Origin of the sequence: Kordia aestuariivivens (assembly GCF_014397005.1) — a bacterium.
Classification (GTDB): Bacteria; Bacteroidota; Bacteroidia; order Flavobacteriales; family Flavobacteriaceae; genus Kordia; species Kordia aestuariivivens.
In genome coordinates this window covers 36,166-54,366 of the sequence record NZ_JACGWS010000010.1, presented here as the reverse complement: position 1 = coordinate 54,366, position 18,201 = coordinate 36,166, and the positions used below count along the sequence as shown (strand labels likewise).

At 34.2% G+C, this 18,201-nt stretch carries 13 protein-coding genes; 9 read left to right on the top strand and 4 right to left on the bottom strand.

Annotated elements, in window-relative coordinates; all coding sequences use genetic code 11:
- Positions 1–48 precede the first annotated feature (48 nt).
- On the bottom strand, positions 49–3,000 hold the full coding sequence (locus H2O64_RS15875) for a GH92 family glycosyl hydrolase (protein WP_187563197.1): 2,952 nt from the start codon (positions 2,998–3,000) through the stop codon (positions 49–51).
- Positions 3,001–3,040: 40 nt separating this feature from the next.
- Here H2O64_RS15875 and H2O64_RS15870 point away from each other — a divergent pair, with 40 nt between their 5' ends.
- The 9 genes from H2O64_RS15870 (at position 3,041) to H2O64_RS15830 (ending at position 15,342) form a co-directional block, all read left to right on the top strand.
- Positions 3,041–5,353, top strand: a complete 2,313-nt coding sequence (locus H2O64_RS15870) for a beta-N-acetylhexosaminidase (RefSeq protein ID WP_187563196.1) — start codon at positions 3,041–3,043, stop codon at positions 5,351–5,353.
- Positions 5,354–5,569: 216 nt separating this feature from the next.
- Positions 5,570–6,883 (top strand): hypothetical protein, encoded by a 1,314-nt coding sequence (locus H2O64_RS15865; protein ID WP_187563195.1) that lies wholly within the window; start codon positions 5,570–5,572, stop codon positions 6,881–6,883.
- 454 nt (positions 6,884–7,337) lie between these two features.
- Entirely contained in the window at positions 7,338–7,985 is a 648-nt protein-coding gene (locus H2O64_RS15860; protein WP_187563194.1) for a hypothetical protein, read from the top strand.
- 518 nt (positions 7,986–8,503) lie between these two features.
- Positions 8,504–9,544 carry a DUF262 domain-containing protein gene (locus H2O64_RS15855; RefSeq protein ID WP_187563193.1) on the top strand — a complete coding sequence of 347 codons (1,041 nt, stop codon included), beginning with the start codon at positions 8,504–8,506 and terminating at the stop codon, positions 9,542–9,544.
- A complete protein-coding gene (locus H2O64_RS15850) occupies positions 9,541–10,221 on the top strand; it encodes an MAE_28990/MAE_18760 family HEPN-like nuclease (RefSeq protein ID WP_187563192.1) in 681 nt (226 codons plus the stop codon). The genes H2O64_RS15855 and H2O64_RS15850 overlap by 4 nt, the downstream gene beginning before the upstream one ends.
- 751 nt (positions 10,222–10,972) lie before the next feature.
- The gene (locus H2O64_RS15845; RefSeq protein WP_187563191.1) at positions 10,973–11,698 is read left to right on the top strand and encodes a copper homeostasis protein CutC; all 726 of its coding nucleotides are present in this window, start codon (positions 10,973–10,975) and stop codon (positions 11,696–11,698) included.
- Positions 11,695–14,262, top strand: a complete 2,568-nt coding sequence (locus H2O64_RS15840) for a beta-mannosidase (RefSeq protein WP_187563190.1) — start codon at positions 11,695–11,697, stop codon at positions 14,260–14,262. The genes H2O64_RS15845 and H2O64_RS15840 overlap by 4 nt, the downstream gene beginning before the upstream one ends.
- 22 nt (positions 14,263–14,284) lie before the next feature.
- Entirely contained in the window at positions 14,285–14,785 is a 501-nt protein-coding gene (locus H2O64_RS15835) for a hypothetical protein (RefSeq protein ID WP_187563189.1), read from the top strand.
- Between the two features lie 50 nt (positions 14,786–14,835).
- On the top strand, positions 14,836–15,342 hold the full coding sequence (locus tag H2O64_RS15830; protein ID WP_187563188.1) for a hypothetical protein: 507 nt from the start codon (positions 14,836–14,838) through the stop codon (positions 15,340–15,342).
- Between the two features lie 10 nt (positions 15,343–15,352).
- Here the strand turns inward: H2O64_RS15830 and H2O64_RS15825 are convergent, their stop codons facing one another.
- From H2O64_RS15825 to argH, 3 genes are all read right to left on the bottom strand, one after another.
- Entirely contained in the window at positions 15,353–15,931 is a 579-nt protein-coding gene (locus H2O64_RS15825) for an LOG family protein (protein ID WP_187563187.1), read from the bottom strand.
- A gap of 336 nt (positions 15,932–16,267) precedes the next feature.
- The gene (locus tag H2O64_RS15820) at positions 16,268–16,714 is read right to left on the bottom strand and encodes a hypothetical protein (protein WP_187563186.1); all 447 of its coding nucleotides are present in this window, start codon (positions 16,712–16,714) and stop codon (positions 16,268–16,270) included.
- 179 nt (positions 16,715–16,893) lie between these two features.
- Entirely contained in the window at positions 16,894–18,168 is a 1,275-nt protein-coding gene (argH, locus tag H2O64_RS15815; protein ID WP_187563185.1) for an argininosuccinate lyase, read from the bottom strand.
- Positions 18,169–18,201: the final 33 nt, after the last annotated feature.

Below are 18,201 nucleotides of genomic sequence, written 5' to 3'. Positions count from 1 at the left end.
TTTACATTGAATCTCGACTGCGCTCGATTTGACATCTCAAATTATAAATCACTTTATCTCAATTTCATCTACAAACAACCACGAACGTCCATCGTGTTTATATCCTAAATGCCATTCGGGTAATACGCCTAGTTTCTTTGCAATGACTCTTACGTAGCGCGCTTTTTTCCCTTTAAAAGCCAAACTAAATTCTTCTACTTTAGGCTTTTCTTTTGGTGTAATTTCTCCATACGGATGTTTTCGAATTGACGTAAATCGTTTTCCATCCGTAGAGATTAAAAATTCTACTTCGGTTGGTAAAAAGATCCACGATTTTTGATCTTGTAAAAAGTTGACACCAATATATTCTATGTCTTTCACGCTTCCTAAATCTATCGTAGCAATGACATCTTTGTCAAAATATCCTTGCCATGTTCCAGTTCGGAAATCTTCGGTTCCAAAAATTCCATCAATCAGTGCGTTTTGTCCGCCTGCATTGTATTGATTGGCGTATTCGGTTCCGAGTTCAATTTTTAAATTTGGATCAATTTTGAAGAATTCTGTCATGATTTCGGCACTTTTCACATCGCCCCGTTGTGCATAAGTTTTTAATACACTTATTTCAGAAATCGTAATTGGTTGTGTATATTCTACAAAATCAGGCTTTTCAGCTTGAAGCATATTCATGAGTTGATAGTAAATCTTCGCTTCTTTGTCAACCGTTTGTAACGATACTGTTGTTTCTCCTTTAAACGCAATATTTCCTTTTGCAATAAATGGCGGCGGTACAATTTTATGTTCCATAATTTCCGTTACCGGAATGTGCGCGTCTTTCGTTCCCCAATCGGAAGCTGTATTGGTCATTTCAAAAACCAAACTTCCGCCATTCATAATGTCTTCATGCGAAATAAAAGTATACGGATGATCTTGACCGTTCAATGTCGCCGATTTTATGTATTTATTTGCTTTTGAGCTATTATTCGCAACCACGGTAAACGTTTTTCCGTTCTCCAAATTGATCGTTGCCTTATCAAATAATGGCGTTCCAATGATATATTCGTTTGTTCCAGGCGTTACGGAATAAAATCCTAAACTGCTCAATACATACCACGCGCTCATTTGTCCACAATCTTCATTTCCAGAAACGCCATCAGGTTCGTTTTTATATAAAGTTGTTAGAATTTGATGAACGTATTCTTGTGTTTTTGCAGGTTTATTGATGAAATTATACAAATATGCCATGTGATGACTTGGCTCATTTCCATGCGCGTATTGCCCAATCAACCCAGTAATATCTGCCTGATTACGTCCAGAAGTTTCTTGATTCGCCGTAAATAATTTATCTAATTGTGCTTCAAGTTTGTCTTTTCCACCTAATAATTCAATAAAGCCTGAAACATCTTGCGGCACATAAAAACTGTATTGCCATGAGTTTGCTTCGGTATAATTAAAATTCACTTCATACGGATCAAAAGGTGCAAACCAAGTGTTTCTGAAACGTCCACGCATAAACTGCGTTTCAGGATCAAATACGTTTTTATAGTATTGTGCTCGTTTGGTAAATTCGACATAATCTTCGGTTTTCCCGAGTGCTTTTGCCATTTCAGCAATTGTCCAATCGTCATAGGCGTATTCTAAGGTTTTAGACACTGATTCCGATTCTTTTTCCACAGGAATATACCCGATTTCTTTGTAATAATTTAAGCCTAATTTATCACGTGTAGCACTATGTTTCATGGCTTCAAATACCTTTTCTACATCATACTCACGAATGCCTTTTAGGTATGCATCCGCAATCACAGGAACAGCGTGATATCCAATCATACAACCTGTATAATTTGCTGATAAATCCCAAATTGGCATAATTCCGCCAGATTCGTATTTCTTTATAAATGTTTTTATGAAATCGTTCGTGCGTTCTTGCTCAATAATTGTATACAACGGATGTGCCGCGCGATACGTATCCCACAAAGAGAAAACCGTATAATGTTTGTGATCATCCGATTGATGAATTTCTAAATCCATATCACGATAACGTCCATCCACATCTTGGTATAAATTTGGTGCCAGCATCGTGTGATATAATGCAGTGTAGAAATTTGTTTTATAATCAAGATCGTTGCTTTCAATCACAATCTTTTCTAATTGTGTTTCCCACGTTTCTTGCGCTATTTTTTTAATTGCTGAAAATGTCTTCGCTCCTATTTCTGTTTCCAGATTTTTCTTAGCACCTTCCACATCAACTGCTGAAATTCCAATTTTAATATAAATCGGTTCGTTATTCGGATTGATAAATGTCAACGCGGTTCTTCGTGCGCCCGGCATTCCTTGTTTTGGTGGCGATTGTAACATATCATCAAAAGGATGCGATGTTTTTATAACATAAAACAACCGTTGATCTGTTGCCCAAGCGTTTGAAAATCGATAACCGACGAGTTCCGTATCAGAAATCTTGTCAATTTTTGCATCCAATACTTTATCACGATGCACCAAATCTAACATCACTACTTGATTTTCCGCAGTTGGAAATGTGTACTTATGCATTCCGCTTCGTTTGGAAACCGTTAATTCAACATCAATATTCGTAGAATCTAAATGTACTTTGTAATAACCAGGTTCCGCAACTTCATTATCATGCGAAAAGTGTGCGCGATAGCCTTTTTCTCCATTGGAACCATTATTAAAATTAATTTCATTGGTTGGCATTAGCAAAATGTCTCCGTAATCAGAAACGCCTGTTCCGCTCAAATGCGTATGCGAAAAACCATAAATATAGTTATCCGAATAATGATACCCCGAACATCCGTCCCAACCATCCAAACGCGTGTCTGGACTGAGTTGCATCATTCCAAACGGCATCGTTGCGCCTGGATAGGTATGTCCATGTCCACCAGTTCCAATGAAAGGATTTACATAACTAATTAATGAGGAATCTTTTTGTGCGATGTGTATTTTTTCATCATTCGTACAACTAAAAAATAGTACCATGACAATAAAAATAGTGATGTGTTGAAGTTTCATTAAAATAGATTGCTAATTTTATGGCATCTAATATACTAAAATGAGAAGCAATATTTTTTTTAAACTTGTAATTTTACTTTGTATTGTAAGTTGTACTAAACCAGAGCCGTCCATTACACCTTTTATTCTTCCAACTCCTAGTTTCGACGGTGTTAGTAACGAAGATTTTGTTTTTGATAAAAATGTATCCCTACATACAGATTTTGAATTAAGAAGCGCAGCAAATTTTGCGAATGATTTTTTTGAAGAAAAACTTGGATATAAACTCCCTTATGACAGCAAACCAAATGGAAATCTACTGCAATTTATATTTGATGAGAGTATTGAAAATGAGGAAGGCTATGAATTGAAGGTTGATATTTCTCTAATCACGATCAAAGCGAAAACCGCAAAAGGTGCTTTTTATGCGTTTCAAAGCTTACGTCAATTTTTTCCAGCTACTGTAGAAAATAAAACCTTCCCTCATAAAACAATTCTGTTAAAATGTGCCTTAATAAAAGATGCGCCACGATTTGTGTATCGCGGAATGCACTTGGATGTATCGCGACATTTCTTTTCCGTGGAATTCATCAAAAAATACATTGATATGATGGCAATGCTAAAGATGAATACCTTTCATTGGCATTTAACCGACGATCAAGGTTGGCGCATTGAGATTAAGCAATATCCTGAATTACAAAAAGTTGCCGCTTATCGCGATGAAACACTAATTGGGCATTATAACGAAGAACCTCAACAATTTGATGGAAAAAAATATGGCGGATTTTACACACAAGAAGAAGTTGCAGCTATTGTAAAATATGCTACCGAACGATTTGTCACCGTAATTCCAGAAATAGAAATGCCCGGACATTCGCAAGCTGCCATTGCTGCGTACCCAAATTTAGGATGTACAGGCAAACCAACCAAAGTGGCTACAAAATGGGGCGTTTTTGAAGATATCTATTGTCCAACAGCGGAAACCTTCACATTTTTAGAAAATGTTTTGGATGAAGTGATGCCACTTTTCCCTGGAAAGTATATTCATATCGGCGGCGATGAAGCTCCAAAAACTCGTTGGAAAGCCTGTGAACATTGTCAGGCATTAATAAAAAAGGAAAAATTAAAAGATGAATATGGCTTGCAGAGCTATTTTATTGCACGCATAGAAAAATATATCAATAGCAAAGGCAAACAAATTATTGGTTGGGACGAAATTCTAGAAGGTGGCTTGGCGCCAAATGCAACTGTGATGTCGTGGCGTGGCACAGAAGGCGCTGTGGAAGCTGCAAAAGCGGGTCATAACGTAATTTTGACACCTACTTCACATGCGTATTTTGATTATTATCAATCGGATAATGACGCTGAACCGTTGGCGATTGGCGGCTATTTACCATTAGAAAAAGTATATAATTTTAATCCGATTCCTAAAGAACTCAACGAAGAAGAAGCCAAACATGTGTTGGGCGCACAAGGAAATTTATGGACAGAATACATTTCGACTTCCGAACAAGCGGAATATATGGTGTTTCCAAGAATTATTGCTATGGCAGAAGTTGTTTGGTCGAATCCAACGAAAAGAGATTATCAACAAAAAGATTATCAACATTTTACCTACCGTCTATCGCTTTTTCACAAACGTTTGGATGCACAAAATGTAAATTATGCAAATCATTTGTATGAGATTGAAGGTGAAATCACGAAACAAAACGAGCAATTGGTTTTTGACTTGCAAACAACGATTAAGGATAAAACAATTCGCTATACAACGGATGAATCGTCTCCAACAATAACTTCGGAAGTTTACAATGGTACGCTACCAATTGAAGGTTCAACCGTATTGAAAGCGGCTGTTTTTAACGAAAAAGAAAAGTTAGGTCGCGATTTTACGCTAACATTCAACAATCACAAAGCCGTTGGCGCAACAATTACCTTAGATCCAACACCAAGCAAAGCATATCCTGGAAGCGGAAAAGAAGGATTGATCAATGGCGTTTCGGGAAGTAGTAAACGTTATGGCGATAAAGAATGGTTAGGTTTTTCGGGAAAAGATGTCACAATTAAAATTGACTTGGGAAAACCCACCACAATTAGCAGCATTTCCACACGATTTTACAACGCAAGCGGACAATGGATTCACGCGCCAGAAGAAATTGGTTTTAGTTTTATTAATGATGAAGATGGCAGAACACTGAACAGGATCGCTCTAATTTCAAAAAGCGATGCTACGCTTATTCCATATACGTTACAAATTGAAGAACTCACGACGCAGTATATAGAAATCTTTATTCCAAATTACGGAGTCATTCCTGATGGTTTGCAAGGTGCAGGACATAAAGCGTGGACTTTTTTGGATGAGATTGTTGTTAAATAGACTTGCTTAGACTGCTTGGATTATTAGACTTGTTAGATACGTCATTGCGAACCTTTCGACGTTGCTCAAGACAAGCTTCGTGAAGCAATCTCATAATCGCTATCCCTATTTCTTTCCTGCTTTACGGAAAACTGCATTGCACATGTATAATCTTCATTATAAATATGATTACAGTTTTTATAATAATATTATATTTATAAAATAATATAAAAATTAATGCAGAACGATTATACAAAGCCAGAATTTAAAAAGCTATTACATAAACTCCAAGAAGAAAGTTGGCAGCTAGAGCTACTCATCTCTGGTTTTGCAATTTTCGGTTTATTTACAGCCATCCCAACGATTACAGAAAGCCTTGTAGAAGCTGAAAATAATCGCCAAATATATAAGTTTGCTATTTCACTAGTTGCAACAATATCTTGTTATATATTAATCTTTAATCTATTGTTTCATGTATTATTGCGCGGATTATGGATAGGTGCTTTAGGCTTGCGTTATGTATCAGGTGATATTGATTATGATAGTTTAAAATACAGCAAGAAATTCACGAATCACTTAAAGAAGAAAGTTGGCTCTTTCGATAAATATATTGGCACATTAGAAAACTATTGTAGTGTCATCTTTGCAATTTCTTTTTTACTCATCTTTTATGTTTTGGCAATAACGTTCACCATACTCGCTATTGTTTTTATTGCGAATCTATTAATAGGCAATGACGATTTACCTGGCTGGCTATCTCATGGTGTTGGTATACCGCTTATGGTATTTATCATTTTCGGAATGTTTTTTACTTTAATTGACTTTTTAACGCTCGGTTTTCTTAAAAAGAAAAAATGGTTATCTATCTTGTATTTCCCTATATATAGGGTCTTTGGTTTTATTACCTTGTCTTTTCTGTATAGACCATTGGTGTATAATTTTCTAGATAATAAGTTTGGAAAACGATTAAGTTTTGCATTGGTACCATTCTATATATTAATAGCATTAGCCACAACTCTTAAATACAATGTTTCAAATTTTTTAGGGAACGACATGACTTCAAGTGAATATGTTGCGAACAATAATAACTATGAAGATTTATTATCTGATAGTGATGGATTTATTGATGATGTGGCAATCCAATCAAAAGTCATCGCTGATAATTATGTAAAAGTGTTTGTCGTATTTTCTAAAAATATAGAAGACAACATATTTAATTTTAATCCAGAATTAAAGCCAGATGAAGATAGTCGTGGATTGAGATCGGCTATTACATTTGGTAACAACTTTAATAAGCCAGATAGTCTAAGACGCGCTTACTTAAAAACATTTAATGATATGTATTCAGTAAAAATAGATACCATTAAGTATGATGCTGATTTTATTATAGCCAAGAGTAAAAAAGGTAATTTAGGTTTTGAAACGTACGTTAGCACTAAAAATTTAATAGATGGCAAACACATATTAAAAGTGAACCGCTTAAGAATCAGAAAAGGTGATACAACAAATTGGAATGTGTCTAAAATTCCTTTTTGGTACTATAAAGATTAATTAGACTTAATTATACTTCTTGGAGTGTTGGATTTTTTAGATTGAAAGTCGGAAATTGTTCAAGGTTCAAATGTACTTCCTTCTATAGTGTTGACCATTTTTAGGTTCTCATTTATAAGTATTGTATACGTTTTAGTGGCAATTTGCCTCTCATATAGCAAATTACATAATTCTCTTACAGCTCTCTTTCTCGTACAGTTATTGAGTAATTCGATTTTTTTTCATGTTTTTTTTGCCCTTTACGGGAAACCACACTACTTGTATGTAATCTTTATCTTATCTTTACTAAAAAGATAGAGAGTTGTTTAGATATTGGTTTTGGATAAAATTCAGACTTTAAATAAAAAACGTAAATACTCTAGAATATAAGATAATCAAAAGAGTAAGAATTGTTGCAAATTAGAAAAGTCATGTAAAATCATCAAGAACGGTTTTTCTCTAAAAATTTAAAAGCATGAATAGTTTAAGTACATTAAGAAAACCCTATCTGGGCTTTATTTTATCATTATTAGTTTTATTTTCATCCTGTTATAACCCAAACAGTAATGAAGAATTAAGCTTTTTAACAATTGAAGAATTTACAGAGAAACATATATCGTTAACGAATAAAATTATAGAAATTTACAGTAAAGAAGATGATATTAATATGGAAATGTTATCGAAATTTCCTGATAAATTTGATAATGTTAAAGAATTCACAGAGTTTCTACAAGGCGCTAATTTTTCAAAAAGTTCAGAAATAGCTAAAATATATCTAGAGATACAAAATAACACAAATAACTTTGTTAAAGATTTAGTAAATTTAGATCAAAAAGAAATAATTAGTAAAATTAATATTGAAATACACAGACAATTTGATACTAAGGATTTAGAAGAAACAATTGCATTTACTGGTAAAAATGGATCTTGTGCAGATGCATACATAGAAGCACGATCGAGATGCGCAAGGAATTACGCTATAGCAGTAACAGCTGCGGGTATTTCAGCCTTTTTCACAATTGGTATTGGAACTGCAATAGGAACTGCTGCCGCAATAACTGTTATGGCACTGTGCTATGATGACGCATCAAATGACCATACAAGTTGCCTTGAAAATCAATAACTATGAAAAAATATATAATTTTTATTCCGTTGCTTCTAATTTTACTCATTCAACTATTTGATAAGAAAGATAATCTTGTTATGGTTCAATATGTATTATTAGCAATAATGATTTTAGCTCTTGTTTTTAATTTAGTAAAAAGATCAAAGTCTTAGCGTTCTATTAATGCAAAAAGTTATTGTCTTTTCATCTATCTATTTCATAAAAGGAAGATGCTATTGTTTCTGCAAACCCTAAAATGAACACCGCTTAAAATCAAGATATAGTTACCAAATAAGGAAACGTCTTTGCGAACCTTTCAACGTTACTCAAGACAAGCTTTGTGAAACAATCTCATACTCGCAACACCTACTTCTTTACTTCTTTACGGGAAACCGCATTGTGTATGTGTAATCTTTGTTTTACATTTACGAGAAGTAAGAGGAAATTGATGTAATTTAATTTCCTGGTATGTATTAAATTAAGTATGATAAGAGGAATTCTTGTTATATATACGTTGAGCAACAATACTTAAAAACATGAATACAACACAAGACATAGCAGAATTACAAATAATTGACAAACAAAAGATTGTTGATTTTGACATTAAAGAATTTACAATTGAACTTCTAGTTACTAAATACTTAACAGGATTAGATGACGACGATAATGATATTTATATTCCAACATACCAAAGAAAATTTGTTTGGAATATAGATAGACAATCCAAATTTATTGAATCTGTTGTTTTAGGACTACCAATTCCATATATTTTTACAGCAGATACTGGTGATGGGCGATTAGAAATTGTTGATGGTTCACAACGCTTAAGAACTCTTGTATCTTTTATAAGTGGGAAACTAAAATTAAAAAATCTTTCAATTCTAGACAATTTGAATGGTTATAAATATAATAACTTACTTAAATCTCGCCAAAGAAAATTCAACAACACTACTATTAGAATGATTTCACTTACGGATAAAAGTGATGATGAAGTCAGATTTATGATGTTCGAAAGGATTAATACTGGAAGTTCCATACTCAAAGACATGGAAAAAAGAAAAGGCATATATGGAGGCAAATTTATTGACTTCGTCTACAATGAATGTGCAAAACATCCATTGTTTGTAAAAAATACAACTTTTACGGAAAACATGGAAAAAAGAGGCGAACCACAAGAACTTATAATTAGGTTTTTTGCATATTCTGATCGTTATACTGATGTGCGAACAGGAGTAAATGAATTCTTAAATGATTATACAAATAGTATGAATAAATCATTCAACCGGAATGATTTATATAAAAGATTTGATCGCATGTTAAAATTTGTTGATTCAAATTTCCCTTATGGGTTCAGTAAAACCCCTAACTCAAATAAAACACCAAGAGTTCGGTTTGATTCAATATCTGTAGGAATACATCTTGCATTAGAAAAAAACCCTAAATTAAGTGTTAAAAATGTAGATTGGATTGAAAGTGAAGAGTTTAAATCTATAATTACAGCAGGAGGACAAAATGCTCCTAAAGCAATAAAAAATAGAATAGAATTTGTAAGGAACCAATTACTTAGTTTAATATGACTAGTGTAATATCTGACTTTGAAAAAAGAGCAACCGAAATAACTTTATATTTCAAGTTATTAGAAAAAATTCTGGATAAAGACGCAATGCTTTTTCTTCCTAACAATAGAACAAGAAAATATAACGACTTTGATGATGAACTTCAAAAAGTTATGAAAGCAAATATGTTTTTATTACTATACAATCTAGCTGAATCAGCTATAAAACAAGCATTAGTAGAAATATATGATACCATAACTGATGAGAATGTTCAATACTCTGATGTAAAGGAAGAAATAAAAAAAATATGGATAAAATTAAATTATAAGAATTTCAATCAACATAGCACTAATAGGATTTATGAAGTGATTGATCAAATAGCATTAGATATTGTTGAAATAGAATTTGATGTTAATAAAAATATTTCCGGAAATATTGACGCTCTTAAAATAAGAGAATTTGCTTCTCAAATAGGTTTTTCTACTAGATCTCATCACAGCCTAAATAATGGAGCATCATTGCATCAAGTTAAAATTCAAAGAAATAAATTAGCTCATGGTGATTTATCTTTTGCCGAGTGTGGTCGTAATTATACACTTTCAGATTTAAGAATGATTAATAATCAAGTAATTAAATATCTAAAGCGGATTCTCATTAATATAGAAAAGTATTTAACTGCTAAATCATACTTAAATTAATACTGTAGCCTACACAACTGTAACCGTTTCAAAAGTTAATAATCTGATGAATTGATAACACCATTGCGACCATAAGCCTAATGGAAAAGAAGTAATCTGTTACTTAAAATAAAATTTCTAGTTTATTCTGAAACAGACAACCACGTCGCACATTTCTTATATGCTGAGTATGCCAAAATAAGTACGCTATGACGAAACAAAATACCTGCTAAATTCTACACAAAAACCTGCAAAAAGTAGCTTTAAGCGGTTGTTTACTATTTTTTTCGGGTTGTGTAATCTTATTTTGAGGTTGTGTAATGATCGTTAGCCCTTTTGATAGTATCTCAAAGCGGTTAGATATCGTTTAATTTCGGTGTTTTATAGACTATAATGGGTTCGTTAAGGGGTAAAAAACCTTCATGAACCGAAAATATTCTTTAATGAACCCCAAATAATGATTATTCAACGTCAAACAGTTATTAGTACAACCAACTATATTCTTTAGGGAACGTCAAGTATTCTTTAATGAATAGCTTCAAAGGATTATTGGACTTCTTAGACTTGGTTAGATTGTTGGACTTGCTTTGACTTCTTAGATTTCTTAGATTGTTAGACTTGTCATTCCTGCGAAGGCAGGAATCTGTTGCTCAAGAAGTAGACAGCCACAAGTTTTGACAAAACTTTCAAAATAACTCAAATAAACAATATCTTTGAAATCAGTTACAAAAAAACTAAAACCCAATAACCCAACACCTAACAACCCAAAAAAATGCTCCTAGAAATCTGTGCCAATTCGTATGAATCTGCTATGAATGCTTCAACAGCAGGCGCGCATCGTATTGAACTTTGTTCAGAACTAGCTATTGGCGGAATTACGCCTTCGTACGGATTGCTGAAAAAAGTAATGACCGATTTTCAACTTCCTGTGCAGGTATTGATTCGTCCGAGAAGTGGCGATTTTACGTATTCGCGAAGTGAGTTTGAAATCATGAAAGCAAATATTGAATTGTGTAAAGAACTCGGTTGCGCTGGAATTGTCTCAGGTGTGTTGTTACAAGATCAAACAATTGATCAAGAACGCACGAAGGAATTGATTGAACTTGCAAAACCCATGACATTCACGTTTCATCGTGGTTTTGATTGGACGCCCGATCCGATAGAAGCTATTTTACAATTAGCCGTTTTAGGCGTGGATCGTGTGTTGACTTCTGGACAAGCGCAAAGTGCCGAAAAAGGAATTTTACTCTTGCAAGAATTACAAGAAACTGTTGAAAATGAATTGATTGTGATGCCTGGCGGCGGAATTAATCCGAGTAACGTGTATTTGTTTAAGGAAAGTAATTTTAAAGAAATTCACTGTTCCGCAACAAGCATTCGCCAATCTATAAATAATCCTAAGATTAGTATGAATAGTGCTAATTTGTTCAATGATACGCGCATTGCGACTTCCAACAAAGAAAAAATTAAGCAAATTTTAGAACGCATCAATTCATGAATTTAAAATACTTTCCCTTACTAATCATTGTTGGTTTTCTATTGAATAGCTGCACCAAAAAAGAAGACCTTCCAAAAGTTGTCGAGATTCACCAAAACTGGGAATTTAAACAACAAACTGGAGATACCGTTTGGAATTCGGCTACGGTTCCTGGAAATGTATATTCAGATTTGTTGCATCATGATCGTATAAAAGATCCATTCATAGGAACAAACGAACTCAATGTACAATGGGTTTCTAAAAAGGATTGGTTGTATCAAAGTACATTCGAGCTTGACTCGGAAACATTAGAAAAATCAAATATTGAGCTTACGTTTGAAGGTTTGGACACCTACGCGACCATTTACCTCAACGATTCATTGTTGGGAAAAACAGACAATGCTTTTTGCACGTGGAAATTTGACATCAAAAAAACTGCAAAAACGCAAAATACGCTACGTGTTGAATTCGATAGAACGTCTATACGTGAACAAGAAGAAAGCGCTAAACTAGCGTATGTTTTGCCCGAAAGTCCGCGCGTATTTACCCGAAAAGCACAATTTCAGTACGGTTGGGATTGGGGACCAAAATTGAACACTTCGGGAATTTGGAAACGTGTGACGCTCAAAGCTTGGGATGATGTGCTGTTAGGAGATATTTACATCAAACAAGATAGTTTAGTCAACAATACTGCGTATTTAACTGTTGAATATACGATTACTGCTGATACAGAAAAAAAAGTAAGATTAGAAATTGAATACGATGATAGGATGCGTAGTTATGCGGTTTTTACGCCTAAAAAAGGAACACACACGTATGAACTATCAATAGAAATTTCAAGACCTAAACTTTGGTGGACGCACAATTTAGGTGAACCACATTTATATGCATTTGATTTTACGCTGAAACAAGGCGAAACCTTAAAAGCGGAACGTACTGTCAAAAAAGGCATACGAACTATTGAGTTGGTAACAGATAAAGACGAAAAAGGCGAAACGTTCTATTTTAAGCTCAACGGCGTACCAGTGTTTATGAAAGGTTCAAACTATATTCCACAACACAGTTTTCAAAATGAAGTGACGGATGAAAAATACGAAAAACTCCTAAATGATGTCGTAGACGCCAATATGAACATACTCAGAGTTTGGGGCGGTGGAATTTATGAGAATGATATCTTTTATGACTTATGTGATGAAAAAGGAATTTTAGTGTGGCAAGATTTTATGTTTGCTTGCGCGATGTATCCTGGAGATAATGACTTTTTGGAAAATGTACAACAAGAAGCGATCGATCAAGTAACACGCTTACGAAATCATACTTCAATTGCACTTTGGTGCGGAAATAATGAAAACTCCGAAGGTTGGAAACGTTGGGGCTGGCAAGCGGATAAAACAGAAGCGCAAAGAGAAGCAATTTGGAAAGGATATTTGGCAGTTTTTGATAGTATGTTGCCAAAAACAGTTTCAAAACTCAATCCTGAGGTTTCTTATTGGGAAAGTTCACCGAAATATGGACGCGGAAATCCGAAGTTTGAATTTGAAGGCGATGCGCACGATTGGTGGGTTTGGCATGATGCGTATCCGTTTGAACATTTTAAAGAACAAGTACCGCGATTTATGAGCGAATTTGGCTTTCAATCATTTCCGTCGTATGAAACCATTCGATATTTCACCGAACAAGATAGTATTGACTTGAATCATGATAGTTACGTGACACATCAAAAGCATGCGAGAGGTTTTCAGTTGATTCGTGAGTATATGGAACGTGATTATACGATTCCTGAAAATGGCGACGATTATGTCTACGTGAGTCAATTGTTGCAAGCACGCGGAATTACGATGGGAATTGAAGCGCAACGTCGTGCGATGCCGTATTGCATGGGAAGTTTGTATTGGCAATTGAACGATTGTTGGCCAGTAGTTTCGTGGTCGAGCATCGATTTTATGGGAAATTGGAAAGCCTTGCATTACAAAGCGAAGAAGTCGTTTGAAAACATGTTGATTTCTTCTGTTATAGAAAACGATACACTAAAAAGTTATATAATTTCAGACAAATTGCATGCGCAAGAAGGCGAACTGAAACTCACTTTCTTAGATTTTACAGGTAAAAAATTACATGAAGTCAATCAAAAAGTAACGCTAAAAGCAAATACAAGTCAGTTGATTATTAAAATTCCAATTGCTGATTTAAAATTCGATCATAAACAAACGGTAGTAAAAGCTGTTTTTGACTACGCTAAAGTAGCTAAATATTCAGGTTCAGATACAAGATACGATTCAAGTACAATTCCTTATAAAGCTACTTCCCTATTCTATTTGGTAAAGCCGAAAGATTTAGCGTTGCCAGCACATGAAATTGATACCTTTATTACAAAACGACCACAAGGTTTTGCAATTCAAGTAACTTCAAAAACATTACAAAAAAATGTCTTTATGCATACTAAAACCAAAGGACATTTTGAAGATAATTTCTTTGATTTGCTACCAAATGAGCCTAAAACGATTATATTTCAGACAGAAGCCACAGAGCTTTTAGATGTAGAAATTAAAACGTTGAATAGACTGGATATACCTTCTACATTATAAAATAGATCATAATCATCTTTTCATGAAAAAAACAATTTACATCACTTTCTTAATCATTATTTCAGTCGTTTATACTGCGTGTATTTCTTCCACTACTGTAGATGAACCAATCGGGCGTTACACGTTTGAGTTGCTACAAAAGCTAGATACAATTTCGAGTGACGATTTTGGAAATCATTTTATTTCACTAGAAGAATTGCGCGAGTTTGTAAAAGATACTACTATTGAAGATACTTTTAGAAACGCCATGACAAAGGTTTCTAAAGAGAAACATCGAGAAGGATTGCTTCAAGCGTATGAAATGCTGAAAGAATCAGGCGAAAGACATCAAATCAATTGGAAAAACATCACTTTTGAAGAATATGTGTATCGACTTCGACTTGATAGCGGCGTGGAATTTCATGATGGATTTGTCATTTTTAAGCACAATTCAGAAAAGTACTTAGCAAAGGTAATTTCGTTTGAACATCAAGAAAAACAACAATTGTTTACTTTGTCAAATTTTGAACCTGCAACGAAGTAATCATATAAAATTTATATCTTTAAAAAAATATCAACAACAACAACACACCTATGAAAAAATTATATTACATCTTCGCCTTAGTAATTACTTCTACGCTATTTATTGCTTGTCAAAATTCAAAAGGCGTTGCAAAAGCAGAAGATATGGGGAAATACGTTTTTGATGTTCTAAAAAAAATGGATAATACGTCAAAAGACGACTATATCAAAACCATATTTACGTTTGAAGAAGTGAAAGAATTTGGGGAAAATAATGCCGATAAAATTAGCGAAAGAGGTCGAAAAGAAATTGCCAATTTAGAAGCTGATAAGTATAATGGTAGAATGGAAAGTGATTACAATAGAATCAAAGAAGCAGCAGAAAAAAATAGTATTGTTTGGAACGCTATTGAATATTCCGATTACATGTATGAAGATAAAGAAGAAGATAATGTAAAAGGAACAAAGGGCGAAGTGTTATTCAAACATAACGACGTTACCTATTCTGTAAATGTCTCTTCCTTAATCGTAGATGATAAATATAGACTTATAAGACTTTCTAGGCTAGCTAAAAAATAGTGCTCTTTGACTAATTTTTAGCTGTAATCCATTTTGGTGTAACATTCGGAACAAAGTTTCGCATGCGAGCTAATAAGGTTGGAATGTCCGTTTCAATAATCAACATATCGAAGTTTTTCTCTTTGAGCAATCCTTTTTTGATCATCGTTTTCATCATAGCGATGAGTTCATCGTAATATCCATTGCTATTCAAAACCGCAACTGGATGTTCTATTTGTTTTAATTGCAACGCAGTAATGACTTCAAAAAGTTCTTCCAACGTACCAAATCCGCCAGGAAGTGCAACAAAACCTTCTGCCATATCAATCATTTTCATTTTGCGTTCCACCATGGTTTGTGTAGTGTACATTTCTTCCACATCGTCATGTACAATTTCTTTACACTTTAAAAACTCAGGAATCACGCCAATGACTTTTCCGTTGTTTTCTAAAACCGCATTTGCGACAGTTCCCATAATTCCTATTTGAGATCCGCCATATACGAGCGTAATGTTTTGCTTGGCTAATGTTTCTCCTAACTGTGTAGCATCTGCAACAATTTTTGGGTCATTTCCTAAACTACTTCCACAATAGACGGCGATACTTTTCATTTTTTCCTAGACTTAATTAGACTTCTTGGACTCCTTGGACTTTGTTAGACTTTTAGATTATTTTTTTGCTTGTAGTAAATTTTCTCTATGCTTCATCTTGAATCTTGAATCTATGCTCTTGGTTCTATATTCTATATTCTTGGCTCTTGATTCTTCTTATTCGTCATTTACAGCCAACGAAAGTACTTATTTTACATTTCAGCGCAAAATATATCCTAAATTTCAATTTGATACAGAATTGCGTATAGCTAGTGCTTCAAAAAACAAAACCTATGTACAACTAGAAAACTAGCTATACATAGGTTTTAAATATGTGTTGAAATTACAGAGAGTTGATTAAGATGCCGATAGTTGTATCGTAACTTTTGCTTCAGTATTGCTTTGCATTTCAACCGATACCAAATATTTCCCAACAGAACCTGAACCCGATACATGCCATTTGCTACTCCCACAGGTTTCTTTGAAATGTACATACCCAATATTCCCTGAAGTAATTGCCGAATCATTGTCCCAGAAATAAAGTGCCCATTTACTGTCATCAAAGGCGCATGAACCAGAACCTTTAGTTTCACAGCTACAAACAGGACTCGCTGTATTATAATTTATAGGACTACCACAAACCGTACGACCAGATACACATTCGCGATATGCCGTCGAACTACCTTTGTCTTTATCCGCTTGCGTTTTGTAATAATAATCATGGGTGTAAACCTTAATAGGATTTCCGCTTGAATCTTTCATGTTTTTTGAAATGTCTAATTTTACTTTTAGTGATGTGCTCATAATAAATTGTTTTTAGAGTTGTTAATTAAATACACTCCAAAGGTAAATTGGTGCACACGTTTTTTTTAGCGCAGTATAGCCTGATTTTAGAAACCAAGCTGAACTACCTGATAGAAAATAATTGCCTTTCAACTACTGAATTTAAACACATTAAATAACTAAAAATGTGTAAAAAGGAATCATTCAGGAAACTTATCGCGAATCTTATCCAAAGACAAATGATGAATACTTCCAACATGCGTGTGTTCTTTTGACATGTCTGGCGTGTACGTTCCGTCTTGAACTTGGCTAGCTATTCTTTGATACGCATCTCTAAAAGAAACGCCTTCCATCACTAAATTATTAATCGTGTCTACCGTAAATAGATATTGATATTTTTCATCGGTGAGATCAATCTCTTTTACCTTAATTTGTTGAATGGAATGATTGAATATTTCCAAAATATCATTCACATCCATAAAAGCACCGATGATATTCTCTTTTAATAATTGAAAATCTCGATGATAACCACTTGGTAAATTGTTCGTAATTAAAAGTACTTCTGAATACAACGCCTGAATTTTATTGCATTTCCCGCGAATCAATTCAAAAACATCAGGATTCTTTTTATGTGGCATAATACTACTTCCAGTCGTTAATTCATCCGGAAAGGAAATAAAATTAAAATTCTGACTCATATACAAACAAATATCCATCGCAAATCGCGATAGTGTATTGCACAAACTTCCCAATGCCATCGCAATCGTTCGTTCGCTTTTCCCACGACTCATTTGCGCAGCAACAACATTATATTTTAAAGTTTTAAATCCTAATTCTTGTGTGGTAAAATCTCGATCAGTTGGAAATGAACTTCCATAACCTGCGGCAGAACCGAGTGGATTTTGATCTACGGTTTTAAGTGCCGCTTCTAATACGTACATATCGTCAATTAACAATTCGCCATACGCCGAAAACCACAATCCAAACGAAGAAGGCATCGCAACTTGCAAATGTGTGTAGCCTGGCAATACGGCTTCTTTGTGTGTTTCTGCCAATTGCAAAAGTGTATCAAAAAACGTTTTGGTATTTGTCATGACCAATTTCAAATGCTCTTTGTAAAATAACTGCAACGCCACCAAAACCTGATCGTTTCTAGATCGTGCGGTGTGAATCTTTTTCCCAACATCACCATACTTTTTAGTGAGTTCAAATTCAATTTTTGAATGCACATCTTCAAACTGCGGTTCAATCACAAAAGTTTTAGCATCCAATTGCGATTGTAACGCTTCCAAACCTTCGGTAAGCTGTTGCAATTCTTCCGCAGAAATGATCTGTATTTTTTGCAGCATTTTAGCATGCGCCAACGAAGCTTGAATATCATACGTTGCAATATGCATGTCAATCTCTCGATCGTTTCCAACTGTAAATGTTTCTATTTTTTTATCGATACTAATTCCTTTATCCCAGAGTTTCATTTGCGTTACTTTTTTTCATTCCTACGTAGGCAG

Bases quoted from the DNA above. Each gene is read 5' to 3' on its own strand.
- H2O64_RS15875 (WP_187563197.1), bottom strand. From the start codon at position 3,000: ATGAAACTTCAACACATCACTATTTTTATTGTCATGGTACTATTTTTT.
- H2O64_RS15870 (WP_187563196.1), top strand. From the start codon at position 3,041: ATGAGAAGCAATATTTTTTTTAAACTTGTAATTTTACTTTGTATTGTA.
- H2O64_RS15865 (WP_187563195.1), top strand. From the start codon at position 5,570: ATGCAGAACGATTATACAAAGCCAGAATTTAAAAAGCTATTACATAAA.
- H2O64_RS15860 (WP_187563194.1), top strand. From the start codon at position 7,338: ATGAATAGTTTAAGTACATTAAGAAAACCCTATCTGGGCTTTATTTTA.
- H2O64_RS15855 (WP_187563193.1), top strand. From the start codon at position 8,504: ATGAATACAACACAAGACATAGCAGAATTACAAATAATTGACAAACAA.
- H2O64_RS15850 (WP_187563192.1), top strand. From the start codon at position 9,541: ATGACTAGTGTAATATCTGACTTTGAAAAAAGAGCAACCGAAATAACT.
- H2O64_RS15845 (WP_187563191.1), top strand. From the start codon at position 10,973: ATGCTCCTAGAAATCTGTGCCAATTCGTATGAATCTGCTATGAATGCT.
- H2O64_RS15840 (WP_187563190.1), top strand. From the start codon at position 11,695: ATGAATTTAAAATACTTTCCCTTACTAATCATTGTTGGTTTTCTATTG.
- H2O64_RS15835 (WP_187563189.1), top strand. From the start codon at position 14,285: ATGAAAAAAACAATTTACATCACTTTCTTAATCATTATTTCAGTCGTT.
- H2O64_RS15830 (WP_187563188.1), top strand. From the start codon at position 14,836: ATGAAAAAATTATATTACATCTTCGCCTTAGTAATTACTTCTACGCTA.
- H2O64_RS15825 (WP_187563187.1), bottom strand. From the start codon at position 15,931: ATGAAAAGTATCGCCGTCTATTGTGGAAGTAGTTTAGGAAATGACCCA.
- H2O64_RS15820 (WP_187563186.1), bottom strand. From the start codon at position 16,714: ATGAGCACATCACTAAAAGTAAAATTAGACATTTCAAAAAACATGAAA.
- argH (WP_187563185.1), bottom strand. From the start codon at position 18,168: ATGAAACTCTGGGATAAAGGAATTAGTATCGATAAAAAAATAGAAACA.